This is a genomic window from Salegentibacter holothuriorum (assembly GCF_900168045.1).
Taxonomy (GTDB): Bacteria; Bacteroidota; Bacteroidia; order Flavobacteriales; family Flavobacteriaceae; genus Salegentibacter; species Salegentibacter holothuriorum.
Window position 1 is genome coordinate 40,055 of the sequence record NZ_FUYY01000007.1, and the last position, 16,467, is coordinate 56,521.

The following is a 16,467-nucleotide window of genomic DNA, read 5'->3' on the forward strand; positions in this document are numbered from 1 at the left end:
TTCAGCTCAAAAAACACGTGTATTTGAGCTATAAAAATATTTTTATAGCTCATTAATTAGCTATATATTGAGCTATAATTTAAAAATTATAGCTCATGGCGTGGAATTGGCAACTTAAAAACTGGCCTGATTTTGAATTTAACTCAGAAGCCTTGCTTTCCTATGAAAAAGCATTTTTGCAAAAAGCGGGGATGTTGTACGGTAGTTTGAAGCATATCAGTAATGAGGGTCAAGATGAGTTAAAGGTTAGGTTGCTAAGTGATGAAGCCTTTCAAACCTCTAAGATTGAAGGTGAGTTGCTTGACAGGGATTCATTGCAATCCTCAATTCGCAAACACCTTGGACTTCAGTACAATAAAAGAAAAGTATCTCCTGCCGAACACGGAGTTTCAGAAATGATGATTGATCTATACAATAATTATTCATCTCCTTTAACCCATGAACAATTATTTTTGTGGCACGAAATGTTGATGAACGGGCGTCGCGATCTTCAGGATATAGGTGGTTATAGAACACATCCAGATCCAATGCGAATAGTCTCAGGTTCAATGGGACGGCCGATAGTTCATTTTGAAGCTCCTCCATCTGATGCCGTAAAAGAGGAAATGGAGAAGTATATTTTATGGTTTAACCAAACAGGAAATAAATGCCCCGGCCCGGTGGTTAAATCCGGTATTGCGCATTTGTACTTTGAAAACATCCATCCTTTTGAAGATGGAAACGGAAGAATTGGTCGTGCGTTATCAGAGAAGGTATTGTCGCAATATTTAGAACGTCCTACATTGATAGCTCTTTCACATATTATCGAAAATAATAAGAAACTTTATTATAAATCCTTACATCTCAATAGTAAAGAAATTGAAATTACTCAATGGTTGGTGTATTTTTGTGAAACAATTCTTCAGGCTCAGGATTATACCCAGAGAATAATTGATTTTCTAATAGGCAAAGCGAAGTATTTCCAGAAGTTTGATGAAAAGTTCAATGAGCGCCAAACGAAAGTGATAAATCGGATTTTTCGAGAAGGTTTGGAAGGATTCAAAGGTGGCTTAAGTGCCAAAAATTATATCAAGATTACTGGAACAACGGCTTCAACCGCTACCAGAGATTTGAAAAAAATGGTTGATTTAGGAGCATTCACCAAAACTGGTGATAGAAAAAGTACCCGTTATCATTTGAATATATGAAACTTTATTTTATCTCTTGAGTCGGTAAAAATAGATATAATGATTTACTGTAATTAGTAGTGGTTTTTCATAGTGGATATTTTATTGTAAATAAAATCCACATAAACGCTGGACCTAATTATTTAATTGCTTAACGATTTATTCTTAGAATTATTTATTTCCTGACAGATTCAATGGGGTTTCTAAATTAAATTGCGATTAGCATTTAATTGATTTTTAGTAATGTTTTCTTTTTTTACTATTACCAACATCTTTTAGTCAGATAAAAAGTTTAAATTTCAGATGATTAAAGATAAAATTGTGTTTAATTTCCTTTGATTTTATTTGCGTATTTCAAATGTTAAACTTTGTGAAAGGTGCCGAATTCGGTGAGTGCAAAAACAGACCCTCTGGGAAGTCCTATAAAATAAGGGTTTTTAAAAATAGTTCGAGTCTCGTCCAGACCGAAAAATTGCAGAAAGCTCCTCAATCGAGGGGCTTTTTTTATGGGGTAAAATCAGTGGTATTAATGTGAACCCGGATCTGTATAGCAAGATTAAGAAATTTCCTCTAAAACTTCTTTAACAAAACTCTTTGAGATTGGAATGTTTTTGTTGTGAATTGTAATTTCTTTGTTATTAAATGCAGTGACACAATCTTTATTGATTACATAAGAACGGTGTACTTGTAAAAATGAAGAAGAATTCATCTGCTCCAGAAAATCTTTAATACTGGAACGAATTAATTTTTCAGAATCTTTTAAATATAATATTAGATATTGATCTTCTTTTTTTGCAAATAAAATCTGCTCTTCAGAAAGGATAACCTTTTTGTCTTTATCCTTTATAATGATTTGCGCCTTATTTTCTATTTTACTTACTGCTAATTCTACAGCAATATATAAATCCTTATTGTTGAAGGGTTTTACTAAATAGCTGGTTGGTTTTGTAGCAATTGCTTTTTTTATGGTATCTACATCGTTAAAAGCAGTTAAATAGATGAGGGGTATATCTAATTGATTCCCTAGCCAAACCCCGGTATGTGAGCCTTCTACCCTAATGTCTAAAATAGCAATATCCGGCTTTACTAGGTTGATCTCTGTGAGCGCCGTTTCTGCATTTGTTGCCATCCCGCAAATTGTAAAATCCAAATCTTCCAGCGTCTGTTTTAGAAGTTCCTGGGTTATTATTTCGTCTTCTAAGATGTAGATTCGAATGTTACTCATGTGTTGGGAAAAGTAAAATTAATTTGAAATTAGTAGTTTTTTCGATCTTTAGATCTCCTTTTAATTGCTTATTCATCATTCCTATAATTTTCATACCCATAGCCTGCTTTTGGCTCTCCTGGTTTTTAAAACTACCATTGTCAGAATATTCAAATACATACTTCTTATCCCGCTTTTCAAAATGTATGAAAATTTCTGGATGCTCGGTTTCCGCGAAAGCGTGTTTGTTTGAATTATTTATGAGTTCATTCAATAAAAGTGAAAAGGGGGTGGCTTGATTGATGCTTAAAATGGAAGCGTCTATGTTTAAATGATATGTTGCATTTACAGGAAAAAGCTTTTTGTAATAAGCTACACAATTTTCTATATTTTCTTTAAGAGAAATAAGATTCTGATTGCTTGAATTATACAAGAGGTTGTGAATACCTGCAATAGACTCTATCCTGCTTTGGCTATCCTGTAATTTTGCTTTTAATTCCTCGTTTTTACTGTTTGCCATTTGCAAGCCTAATAGACCGGAAACAATTTGAAGGTTATTTTTAATCCTGTGATGAATTTCTAACATCATAGTATTTTTGATTTTGGCTTCATTCAAAGCAATTTTATTTTTTGCAAATAATTTCTGTTTTACTTTATATTGATTAAACAGATATAGAACGGCGGTGAAAACAAATAGAAGAAACAGTAAAATAAACCACCAGGTTTTATAAAATACTTCTTCGGCAATGACTTTTAAAGTAATAGTCTCTCCTATCTTTTGTTTAGAAGCACTGTAGGCTTCAACCTGCAGGGTATAGATTCCTGCTGCCAGATTTGCAAATAAAATTTCTTTCCCAGCATAGGTGGTAAACCAGTCTAAGTTACTGGCGGAATTTAATAAGCGATACCGGTATTTAATATCCTGAGGTTTCATCTGTCCAAAAACAGATAGTGTTGCAGAAAACCTCCTGTATTCTGAAGGCAAAACGATCTCGCTGGTTTTGTTTAAAAAGGCGGGGGAAGTATTAATTTCCCAGCGATTGTTTTCTGAATTAAAAAATGAAACCGAAGTAAAGTGAGGTTGTACATTTAGATTATTTTCAACCAATTCATCAGGCTTAAAATAGCTTAGACCTTTATAGCTTCCCATTAGAATACTACCATCTTGCTCGTCTCTATAGGAGCTGAACCTATTACCTTCAAGCTCATAAATTCCATCTTTTTTAGTATATCTAATTATTTTTTTTGAAGATGGGTTGAAAGAAACAATTCCCGCATAAGTATTTAGCCATAAAGTACCCGTATGGTCTGCAACCATACCTACTATTGATGCATTTAATGCATCTTCGTAAAAAAGATTTAATTTTTTAGTTGTTGTATTGAATGTATAAATTTCACCAAATTTCGTAGAAACCAGAATCCCATAATCTTTTAGGTGGCTTATGGACAGCAAATGATCTGTTTCTACATTTTTAAATTCGTAGGTATTAAAGGTGCCATTTTCGTATTCAAAAATTCCCTGGGACGAGGTTGCATAAAGTATTTTGCCATCTGTAGTAAACTCCTTTACTTGTATAGAATCGGTATTTAGAATTTTAGTAAATCTCTTTTCGTTAATACTGTATTTAGAAATCACACCTCTTTGATCTGCAGTAAACAGGGTGTCTTTTATTTTTATGATTTCTTCACCATGTATTTTGATGGTTTTATCTTTAATTACTTTGTAATTCGAATCCAGGGTGTATAAATTATCAGAATCTCCAATTATAAATGTGTTGTCTTTCTCAATAAAAATATCCCTGGAGTAATTAATTGATAGCTCTCTAGGTCCCTCTAAAATCTTAATTCGTTCCTCTGTATTTTTTTTTACATCTATGCTGTAAAATCCCTCAGTATCTGTTGCTACAATATAATTGTTATCCTTCAGCTTTTTAATGGCACGTATACTTTTACCTTTTAAAAAAGTTTTGATTTTACTTTTAATAAGAGAATACGATTCTAAGGTGTTTCCGTTTAGAACTACCAGGTCTTTTCCAAATTCACTGTAAGCGGTTTTAGAAAAACTCTTTATTTGAACTTTAGTGAGTAACTCCTTCTGGAAATCTTTAAATTTATACAGTTCAATTGCAGTATAATCACTAGCAATCTCATTTGAAAAGGCATATTTGGAATCTGGCGTAAATTCCAACATTTTATTTTTGCTAAGTAGATTACCGGTATTGGGTATTTCTATGAATTTTTTAAGTGCTTTATTGAATTTAAAAACATTTTTATAGTTATCCAGATATACGTAAAATGAATCATCGACTTTAAAAGAGGTATGAAAGGCCTTTGGAAAAAAATGAGTCTTATCACTAGCTTGAAAATCAGTTTCGCTTATTTTTTTTATAAATTTTCCTTCTTTATTCAAAAAATATCCTTCATTTTCAAATAGTAACTTAATAAGGGTATAGTCATCTAGAGTAATTGGATTTGCCAGAAACGGTTGAGTCACCGGTTTTTCAAAAGCAATAGAATCACTAAACTTTAAACTCAATTTCTCAAGTGCAGCACTATAGAATTTATTGTTTGACGTAAGGACTATACGGGTCGAATTCCCTGCAGCATAGGCTTCAGAAATTAAATAGTTCTTGTTTAGTTCATTATATTCTTTAACAGCCTTAATGGCTAAAGTTTCTGTGTTGATATAAAATAATTCTGCCCGGGCAGCCTGGTAATATAATTTTAGATAAAGGCCGTTGGCTTTATGTTTAAAGAAATGGCCTTCTTTAATTTTTTTATCAAAGGTCTTGGGTAATTTTAGCGTAAAGAAATTAGCCCCGTCAAAACGTTGAATAATAATTTCTTGCTCCCCTAAAATATATTCGTTTGAAAGTTTGTTCTCACCCAAAATCCACAGCCAGCCGTTTTTATCGTATATGGAATGGTAGGGATTGGAGATTAAATAACCGTCTCTAAATGAAAAGGTATTTTTACTAATTAAGAGAGAACTTTCTTCCTGACACCAAAGTGATACTGAAAAAAGTAAAAAGAATAAAAAAACTAATTTTTTCAATTTTTGATTTAAAATATGTTAAATCAAATGTAAAAAAGCATTATAGTTTTTTACGTAAAATAAATAATTATTTAAAAATATAAATTATTCATTTCAAAAGACATACTAGCACCTGTAAAACGCTAAAAATTTTTCTCCTTAATACAAGTGTAAGACCTATTTAAATTTCATGAAATCTATCCAAAAGATGCATGGAGATTTAATAGCTATGGTAGCTTGGATATTAATTCTGTTGGAATAATTTCATTAAAAAGAACCATTCACGACAAAAAAGTGGCCATCCACGACATTTTTTTTAAGTCCTCCTACTTCTTTTCTACTTTTGGCGACAGAGTGTAAATATTCAACGTTTAAATACCAATTGATAAGATAGCGTCACGCTAAAAAGTAAATTTAAAAGACTAAAGACTAAAGACTAAAGACTAGAAATAAAATAAAGCTTACATGCTAAAGAAACAACTATAGGAGGTGCGGACCTGGAACCTCAAACCATAGTCGATTTAAATAAGCGACAGATAAATGTATGAAAGGGACTAAGAGAAGAGGTTCTCTGACTAAGAACGGATATGGATAGAATGAACCAACTACTAAATTCTCTCTCATGGAGGGAGAAGGCTCTTTTAGAGGAGCAAGTAAGTTTAATTAATTACAATACTCATGAAAAATCGTTAAAAGACGAGTTTAGTAGTAGTGTTAAAAAGATAGAAGTAGAGACTTCATAAAGAATTAGTTTGGGGTTAATCCGATAATGGATATTGTTTAATTTATTTCTATTTGGGGATAGAATTATTTAGGTCTTATCCAAAAGTATATCGGATTAATTTTAAAACCTTTCAGTTCGCTGAAAGGTTTTTTTATGCACTCAGTAAATTTAATTTCATAACAAGGCTATGAGTCAAAAGACAACTGTTTTGGAATTAGCAACTCCAGATGATCATATTCTGCAACTAAATTCACAGAAATAATTAGGGGCTTAATAGCTATTACAGCTGGTTAGTAAGTCTGCTGAAATTTATTTCGATATGTTTTTTGTGTCTAAAAAATATAAGAAACCCCTTCTTTTATTAAAAATAGCCGTTCACGACAAAAAGGTGGCCGTTCACGACATTTTTTTTTAACACATCCGCTTCTTTCCTACTTTTATCGTTAAGTAATCAAAATAACTCTAGATCAACTGAAATTTAGCGTCTATATTATTATAGGAAATGATTGTCCGTAAACAATGCGCAGTCTAAAGGTCTAACAAAAACGTCCCGACTGCGCTCAAGATGACCTATAAAGCTAAACTTTATCGCGGTGCAAATAATTCATTGTGTTCGTAAATTACTTTGAAGGAAAATGTATGTCATTTAATTGGCCTTAGAATGCAAAACAATAGGGGAAAACTCCCCTTTTATAATTTTAAAACGAATATTATTTTTGTGACTGCATTAGTTAACAAAACGTTAATAGACTAAACGAATTTGAATGACGGTAAAATTTGTTTTTAGCTTCATGGCCTTCTGAAACACTATTTTTAAGGTGAATATGACTATTCCGGTTGTTTTTTTTGAATTTAAATTTATATCTTTGTTGTTAAAATTTTAATAAAAATAAATCGTTCAGCAGTTTTTCTATGGTTAATCAAAGAATTAAATCATTATTGTGAATTTTAAGAAAATATTTCCAATTTACATCAGCCCACTTAGGTCAATTGATAATATGAGGATATAATGATTATAATTTTATTGTTAGCTGCTATTTTCGGCTTTATTTTATCTAGCACCTTATTTTTTAAAAAGTCAACTAGCACCTTTGCTAATCGTATTTTAGGTAGTTTTTATTTTTTATTATCGGTGTACGCCTTGCAGGCATATATTATAGATGGTGGTTTTTTAGAGCATTTCAAGTGGTTTTTTCTTTGGCCATTATTACCCTATCATCTTCTATTTATTCCTATCTATTATTATTATAAAATCATTTTAACAAATCAGTTCAAATGGTATAAAGCAGAACTAATACTATTAATTCCTTTTGTTTTAGGCGTGATAGATGTTGGTTATGTTTATTTTCAACCGGAGAGTTATTATAATGATATTATTTCACAAACTATTTCCAATCCAAAGAAAAGATTAGGAGTACATTATTGGCTTTTGGACCTCGATCAACATCTTATTGTACGGAATGCGTGGCAATTAGGTGTTTTATTGTTTCTATCACCAAAAATATGGCTATTTATTAAAAAAGGTGATAATGATGAAATGAAAAATATCTTTAATAAATGGCTTATAGTCTTATGGAGTATTCTAACAATTATGGCGTTACTTACTATTGTTTATGCTTTAGAAAAAATGGAGCTTTTAAGTATTTTTGGGTCTCTTATTTTTATAAGTGAAAATAGTGGAATCATAACCTTTTTGCTTTATATAGCACTTTTCTTAACCGGAGTTATTCCAATCTATTTTCCCGATATTTTGCACCGCTATCCTCAGCAGATAAAATCTTCTTCAACTATACAACCGGAAGTACAGCATGATAATCTAAAATTTGGCTTAAATGAGCAGGAGGTTCTTCTTAAACTAGAAAGTCTAAAAAGGAGTAAACTGTATCTAAAGCAAAATTTCAATCTTACAGAATGTGCTAATCAACTGCAAATGCCATCACATCATATTACATATTTTCTCAAGAGACAATATGAATTAAGTTTTGCAGCTTATAAGAATAGTTTACGCATGGAACATGCAAAGAAACTTATTGAAGATGGTTATTTGGAACAAAATACTATTGAAGCTTTAGCTAGTGAATGTGGTTTTGCCAATAGAACTTCTTTTAGCAAGGCTTTTAAAGTTCAGGAGAATGTAAGTCCAAGTCAGTATGGGTTAATCTTAAGATAGGCGGCACTCTCGAAATAGATTTTAAGAAAAGCACGTGTCCAAATCGAATTTGGACACCATTTTGCTTTGATTTTAGGGGCTTTAACTTTTTTTTTAGATTTTTTTTGCAGAACGAATTAGGTGGGGCTAAATTCTATTGTAAAAGTTTTTTTTAAGTTTTAAAAGGACTGTTATAAAACCAATTTAAGAACCGCGTAGTTGGTCACGATACAATTTATAACTATCCTTAATCTACACTTTTATGAAGAAACTTTTACTATTTATTGCTTTTATGCTAATAACTATAACCAGCTCTGCGCATACAGTTCAAACCTTCTGGGAACTTCGCGATGATGGTACCATACGTTTTTGGTTAGAACATTGGCACGGTAGTGTTAATGATAATTCTTTGGGGAGATATTATATTATTGTAAATCAAGGAAATGGTAATGAACAAATTTCAGGATCTGGTTATTATAATGAGACTTCATTTAATAATTTGCCGGTCCAGGGAACGGTAAATAACCGAGTTCAATGTCCAGGGCAAGCGAATACATATAACGAATGGGTGTATTATGATTTTTACCCTGCCAAATGTAACGAAGAAGTTACTATTACTTTCGTTGAGGGACCACCAGCGGAAACAATGGAAGCTTGTACTAATGGATTATTTGGTTATTCCATTACAAAAACATTTAGCGATCAATCTGCCCCAACAATAACAGCAAATAACCTTGATGTTGGTACAAACCAGCAGAACTGTAAATATATTGCAGGTACATTTTCGAATGTTTCCATTGTAGATAATTGTGATGATAATCCGAACGTAACATATTCTGTGTCAGGCGTTAATATTGACCCACAAACTTATGAGTTTGGTTTAGGTAGTACAACAGTAACGGTAACCGCTACTGATAATACCGGTCAACCCTCCAGAAATACAAGTTCCGAAACTTTTCAGGTGAATGTTAGTGATGACGATGCTCCAACCTTTACAAGTTTTCCAACCAATATTATGGTGAATGTGGACGCTGGGGTGTGCGGGGCAGTGGTGAATTACAATTCTCCTCAAGCTACCGATAATTGCGAAGCTAACCCTACGATTACTTTAGAGAATGGCTTTGCAAGTGGTGCTACTTTCCCTGTGGGACAAACCACAGTAACTTACAAGGTTTCTGATGGGACGAATAGTACGTCAAACTCCTTTACAGTAAAAGTTACTGATAATGAGTTTCCAACACTCAGCCTACAAACTCTAACAAAAAAACTTACTTCTATCAATGGGTTAACAGTTCCTGCTACAGATTTTATTACTTCTGTAAATGATAATTGTACTTATACTGTTTCTCCGGCTAATTTTAGCTTTAGTTGCGCTGATATAGGAACTCAACAAATAGCTGTGACGGTAGAAGATCCTTCTGGAAATCAAACAACCGAGAATACGAGTATCACTATAGAAGAACCAGATCCTCTAGTCGAGCCAAGTGAGGGTAATACTATATTTACTACATCACAGGACTTTGCTGTAGTTGATGCAGGCTTACTAATCAATTTAACGGATAATGTTGATGGAGCTATCATTTCTATAAATGATAACTTTCAGTCGGGAGATGTTTTGGGATTACCCACAGGTTTTACTTTACCTTCAGGTGTAAATAGTAGTTATAATCCATCAACCGGAGTTTTAACAATTTCTGGAACCATCACTCCACAAGAGCTACAGGATATTTTTCAGAATGTTCAGTTCAGTACTACTGGTGGTAGTACGCTACAGCGGGAAATAATCTTTAATATTGGAGCAGGAGTATCTAACTCAGATAATAATCATTATTACGAATATGTAAGTGGATCATTTACCTGGAGCCAGGCCAAGGCAGATGCGGCAACAAAAACCCTAAATGGTCTGCAGGGCTATCTAGCAACAGCTACTTCAGCTACAGAAAACGAATTTATTCGCACTAAACTATCGGGTGACGGTTGGATAGGTGGATCAGATAGTTTTTCTGAAATCAATTCAGCAGCAGGCAATACACTTTACAATAATCAAACTGAAGCGGAAGGAAAATGGCATTGGATTACGGGACCCGAAGCCGGAACCCAATTTTCAAATGGTTCTCAAAGTTTAATTGGTCAGTTTGCGAACTGGAATGCTGCAGAGCCTAACAACTCTGGTGGTTCGGAGCACGCTCTTCAGATATATTATCAAAATGGTGGTTTATGGAATGACTTGAATGGAGGCAATAGTATGGGCTACATTGTAGAATACGGTGGTCTTGCCGGAGATGAATCTTGCTTTGAATATTCAGGCGTTAAGACAGTAGAATTGAATACACCTCCTCAAATTTCTGAGATAGCAGATATTGAGAACTGTCCTTCAGAATCATATAGTTTTACTGTTGACATAACAGATGTTGAAGACACCCATCAAAACCTAAATGTAGCAGCTACTTCAGATAATCAAAGCTTAGTGTCTGATGCTAATATTAGTGTTGCACATAATGGAACTAATTATGATGTGACCATAGTTCCTGTTGAAGGGATCCAGGCAACTTCAGAAATTACTATTACAGTTACTGATTCTAAAAATGCATCGTCAACTGAAGTTTTCAATTTTACTGCAATAGATAATGTATCTCCTGTTGTGCTTACTCAGAATATTGTAGTTCAGCTTGATGCTCAGGGAAATGCAACTATCACACCAGAATTAATCGACAATGGCTCTTCAGATAACTGTGAAATTGGAAGCATGAGTCTTGATATTACCGAATTAGGGTGTGAGAATGTGGGGCAAAACCTGGTAACGCTTACTGTAACTGATTTATACGATAACAAGTCTTCCGGAACCGCTCAAGTAATAGTTGAGGATAATATTTCACCCGAAATACTGGAACCTTCACAATTAGTTTTTGACTCTGACCCTGAAATGTGTGGAGCTTACATAGATCTACGATTTACAACTCAGGATAACTGTGCAACTACGGGAAATATAGCTTATAACGGAAATGCAGCTGGTGGCCTAACAGGATGGAATATCACGCAAAATGGTGGTAATGGTTGGACCGTAAATGGTAATGCTTTCAGAACGTCATATAGTCTTGGAAAGAAATCTCAGGTTATTGATTTAATGGCCCAGGGATATGATAGAGCACTACTGGATAGTGAGCCAGAAATATCTATTTCAGAGGAATATCGTGGTATTTGGCCAAATTTTAGTGACACTTACTTTTTTAGAGTGGAATTAAGAGATAAAGATGGTAATGTGATTGAAGCCTTTAATTCTGGAACCTTGACCGCAAATAGTGATTGGCAATCGGTTAACCGAACCTTTAATAATTATGGTTCCGATGTGCGATATATATTTATAGAGCATGGCGGTAAAGATGCTGAATTTTGGGCAGGACATTATGGTACAGAGATTGGAAATTTAGTAGTCCAAGTGGAGGCTCCAGGGGTGACTCCTAATCTGCCAGCTCAACAAACTTCTGGAATCCCATTAAGCGACGAATTTCCAATAGGGGAAACAGTTAATTCTTATATAGTGATGGATTATGCTGGTAATACAAGTACCACAAGCTTTGCTATAAATGTTGAAGATAATACTTTGCCTATAGTGGAAACTCAACCTATCACGGTTCAGCTTGATGCCAACGGAGTAGCTTCAATTACTCCAGCAGATATCGATAACGGTTCTTCCGATAATTGTGATATCGATACGATGAGTTTGGATATCACTGAATTTAGCTGTGCTGATGTAGCTACTCCTGTAACAGTTACTTTAACGGTACTAGATGTGAATGGGAATGAATCTTCAGCAACTGCCACGGTTACTGTGGAAGACAATATAGATCCTATGGTTGAAACTCAATCTATTACGGTTCAGCTTGATGCCAACGGAGTAGCTTCAATTACTCCAGAAGATATCGATAACGGTTCTTCCGATAATTGTGAAATCGACACGATGAGTTTGGATATTACCAGCTTTGACTGTGCTGATGTAGATAATCCTGTAACAGTCACCCTAACGGTAATTGATGTAAACGGTAATGAATCTTCAGCGACCGCTGTGGTAAGTGTGGAAGACAATGTAGCTCCAATAGTGGAAACTCAACCTATTACGGTTCAACTTGATGCCAATGGAGTAGCTTCAATTACTCCTGAAGATATTGATAATGGTTCTTCCGATAATTGTGAGATCGACACGATGAGTTTGGATATTACCAGCTTTGATTGTGCTGATGTAGATAATCCGGTAACAGTTACCTTAACGGTAATTGATGTTAACGGTAATGAATCTTCCGCGACCGCTGTGGTAACTGTGGAAGACAATGTAGCTCCTATAGTGGAAACTCAACCTATCACGGTTCAGCTTGATGCCAACGGAGTAGCTTCAATTACTCCAGCAGATATCGATAACGGTTCTTCCGATAATTGTGATATCGATACGATGAGTTTGGATATCACTGAATTTAGCTGTGCTGATGTAGCTACTCCTGTAACAGTTACTTTAACGGTGCTAGATGTGAATGGGAATGAATCTTCAGCAACTGCCACGGTTATTGTGGAAGACAATATAGATCCTTTAGTTGAAACTCAATCTATTACGGTTCAGCTTGATGCCAATGGCGTAGCTTCAATTACTCCAGCAGATATTGATAACGGTTCTTCCGATAATTGTGATATCGACACGATGAGTTTGGATATTACCAGCTTTGACTGTGCTGATGTAGATAATCCGGTAACAGTTACCTTAACGGTAACCGATGTAAACGGTAATGAATCTTCAGCAACTGCTATGGTAACTGTGGAAGACAATGTAGCTCCTATAGTTGAAACTCAACCTATCACGGTTCAGCTTGATGCCAATGGAGTAGCTTCAATTACTCCTGAAGCTATTGATAATGGTTCTTCCGATAATTGTGAGATCGATACGAAGAGTTTGGATATTACCAGCTTTGATTGTGCTGATGTAGATAATCCTGTGACAGTTACCCTAATGGTAACCGATGTTAACGGAAATCAATCTTCAGCCACTGCAACGGTAACTGTGGAAGATAATGTGGCTCCGGTTACTTTAACCAAAGACATCACCGTACAACTTGATGCAAATGGTACAGCTACTATCGCTCCTACCGATATTGATAATGGCTCTAACGATGCCTGTGGTATTGCTAGCTTAAGTTTGGATGTTACCGAATTTGGGTGTAAAGATGTTGGTGAAAACACAGTGACCCTGACCGTTGTGGACAACAATCAAAATGAAACGATTGCCACGGCAACCGTAACGGTAGAAGATAATATCGCTCCTATTCCTAATATAGCTAATCTTGAAGATATAATTGTAAAATGTGAAGTTTTCCCTGGAAAGATTACCGCTCCAACAGCTATAGATAATTGTTCAGAATTAACTGCGACAACTTCAGATGCGCTAACATACAACGAAATAGGATCTTATGTTATTACCTGGAATTTTGACGATGGAAATGGAAATTCAACTACACAGACGCAAAATGTAATTGTAGAACCTTCACCATTAAATGGGGTAACATTTGATGACGCAAGTTTTGAGTATAATGGAGATACCCATAGCCTTGAAGTTAAAAACCTTCCTGAAGCCGCCTCTGTTGAGTATTCTATTGTTCCAGAAACAGGAATTCAAAACGGAGCTATAAATGCAGGGGTTTATACGGTAACGGCAAATCTCTTTTCGGGAACTGAAACTTGTCCAGATACTCAATTGACTGCCACACTTACGATTGCAAAAGCTCAGGCAGAAATAAGCGCAGATGCTGTTCAGACTTTTATTTATGATGGTACTGTTAAGAATGTAGTAGCAAGCCTAAATCATTCAGAAACCGAATTGAGTTATTCGCCTCAAAAAGGATTTACTGAACCAGGAACTTATGAAATTACCGTGAATTCAGTTGAAACTGAAAATTACTTCGGGACCTCAAAAGAGGTAACTTTAGTGATTGAAAAAGCAGAATTTACCGGAGTAAGTTTTGATGATAACACTGAGGCTTTTGTTTATGACGGCACAGAGCACAGTATATTTGTATCTGGACTTCCAGAGGGTGCTACGGTAGAGTACACCAATAATGGGCAAACAAATGCCGGAACTTACGTGGTTACAGCAAAAGTTAGCAAACCCGGATATGAGGATCTGATATTGACTGCCACTATGCTTATTAATAAAGCATCACAAAGCATCACCTTCGATGAACTTGAAGATAGAAATCAATTATCAGATGAACATTTTCAGCTAAATGGAAGTTCTACTTCAGGTTTACCGGTAATGTATTCTTACACTTATGAATCAGAAAACCCGGCAGCTACAGTTGGCCCAAGAGGTTTTGTACGAATTCTAGGTGGTGGACAAATTACCATTACGGCCACGCAGGAAGGAAACCAAAACTACGAGGCGGCCACTAATGTGGTAAGAACCCTAACTATAAGCGGTAGTGAAGCCCGATTGGTTAACGCGAGTATTAATGGTACTACTTATAATGATCCTAATGTTGATATTTACTATCTAATTGGTTGTGGAAGTTCAGAAAATGAGGTTCAAATTGAACTTGAACAAAATCAAGGTTCAACCATAGACAGCCAAAATATCTTTACTGTGAACACGCCAACTCCCGGGATTTATAGAAGAACGGTTGTAGTAACTTCGGGGGATGGAAATGTGAGTACTACTTATAATATACTAATAGAGAAGAATTTCAATTTCGAGGATATTGTAATCCAGAAGTTTAATAATGTATTACTGGTTAACAACAACCCTGAAACCAACGGCGGATACAAGTTTGTGAGTTTCCGTTGGTATAAAAATGGTTCCGTTATTGGTAATGGTCAATACTTTTCTGTAGGAAACAATGCCAATGATCAATTAGACGCTGATGCTTCTTACTACGTGGTTTTGGAAACCGAAGATGGCGAAGTTTTAAGAACTTGTATTTCTTCAGTTCAGTTAAAAAGCTCTCTAAATGTTGCATTAGCACCAAATCCGGTTAATTCTGGAGGAACGATGGAGCTTTTAACCGATTTCCCTGAAGAAGAGCTTGAGACCATGCACCTATCGATACATAATCTTAACGGTAGCCTTATCCAACAAATGAAATCGAATCGTAAAAATACAAGCATTACTTTGCCTTATAATCTTCAGATAGGAGTGTACATTCTTAAAATTGAAACTAAGAATATTCAGAAGTCACTCAAATTCATAGTAAAATAGGACAGTTATATGCTAATTGAAATTTACTTTAATGATCAAAATAAATATGAGAAATAACAATATAAACAACGTAACTAATAAAGTTACTTTAGGTCTCATATTAGCACTAAGTTTACTTAGTGCTAATATGGCGACATTTGCCCAATCTAATAACGAAGTTTCCTTTTACCTACAGGGCTCTTTTTCTAAGCTTAATTATGAAGCTTTAGGAGAGAGTAGTAAATTGGAAAATGGTTTCGGCTTTGGGGCCAAATATTCCTATTACCTAACTGAAAACTGGAGCCTGGGAACAGGTGCAGAATTTCAGTTTATGGAAGGGTCTATTTTTGTGCCTACTGCACAAGGAGCGTATATGACCCAGGATTCTGAGGCAGATGCCTTTGAATTTAGATATGCAGCTACAAATTTTTCAGAAAACCAGGAGGTTTACTTTTTAAATATACCTCTTCAGGTTCAATACGAATCGCTTGGTACGACCAGATTTTATGCAGCTGCCGGTCTTAAAGCAGGTTTAGTTTTAAATTCAGAGTACCAAAGTTCGGCCGGTTCACTAGAAACCAGCGGATATTATTCACAGTATGACGTGGAGCTCACCAGCCCTACATTTGCAGGTTTTGGTGAATTTAAAGCTGTAAGTAATTCTAAATCTGAACTCGACCTAAAAACAAATTTTGTGGCTCATTTGGAAAGCGGTGTAAAATTTATGCTGGAGAACGATAGGTCGCTTTATATGGGGCTTTTTCTGGATTACGGATTAAATGATATTAAGCCCAATACTTCAGGGAACAGGCTTGTTCATTATAATGCCCAGGCCCCTACAGATTTTGCTTTTAGTAGCTTGTTGTCGGCCCGTGAAATACAGGATTTAGATGAAGTCCGGACTCTGGCCTTTGGTCTCAAAATTCAGTATGCATTTCAATTCTAAAATTAAAATTTTAATGCTAATAAAGCCCTTTCAC

6 protein-coding genes are annotated in these 16,467 nt (G+C 35.0%); 4 read left to right on the top strand and 2 right to left on the bottom strand.

The features are described from left to right. The first annotated feature begins 95 nt into the window (after positions 1-95). The gene (locus B5X51_RS13625) at positions 96-1,187 is read left to right on the top strand and encodes a Fic family protein (RefSeq protein ID WP_079721747.1); all 1,092 of its coding nucleotides are present in this window, start codon (positions 96-98) and stop codon (positions 1,185-1,187) included. A gap of 535 nt (positions 1,188-1,722) precedes the next feature. On the opposite strand, the gene B5X51_RS13630 is transcribed toward B5X51_RS13625, so the two are convergent. Both B5X51_RS13630 and B5X51_RS13635 read right to left on the bottom strand, forming a co-directional pair. After that, a complete protein-coding gene (locus tag B5X51_RS13630) occupies positions 1,723-2,391 on the bottom strand; it encodes a LytR/AlgR family response regulator transcription factor (protein WP_079721748.1) in 669 nt (222 codons plus the stop codon). After that, the gene (locus B5X51_RS13635; protein WP_079721749.1) at positions 2,384-5,425 is read right to left on the bottom strand and encodes a sensor histidine kinase; all 3,042 of its coding nucleotides are present in this window, start codon (positions 5,423-5,425) and stop codon (positions 2,384-2,386) included. The genes B5X51_RS13630 and B5X51_RS13635 overlap by 8 nt, the downstream gene beginning before the upstream one ends. A gap of 1,712 nt (positions 5,426-7,137) precedes the next feature. Here B5X51_RS13635 and B5X51_RS13640 point away from each other — a divergent pair. The 3 genes from B5X51_RS13640 to B5X51_RS13650 all read left to right on the top strand — a co-directional run bounded on the left by B5X51_RS13640 (position 7,138) and on the right by B5X51_RS13650 (position 16,433). Beyond that, entirely contained in the window at positions 7,138-8,298 is a 1,161-nt protein-coding gene (locus B5X51_RS13640; RefSeq protein WP_079721750.1) for a helix-turn-helix domain-containing protein, read from the top strand. 241 nt (positions 8,299-8,539) lie between these two features. After that, positions 8,540-15,508, top strand: a complete 6,969-nt coding sequence (locus B5X51_RS13645; protein ID WP_079721751.1) for an HYR domain-containing protein — start codon at positions 8,540-8,542, stop codon at positions 15,506-15,508. 46 nt (positions 15,509-15,554) lie between these two features. Continuing rightward, on the top strand, positions 15,555-16,433 hold the full coding sequence (locus B5X51_RS13650) for an outer membrane beta-barrel protein (protein ID WP_176132768.1): 879 nt from the start codon (positions 15,555-15,557) through the stop codon (positions 16,431-16,433). The last annotated feature ends 34 nt before the right edge of the window (positions 16,434-16,467 follow it).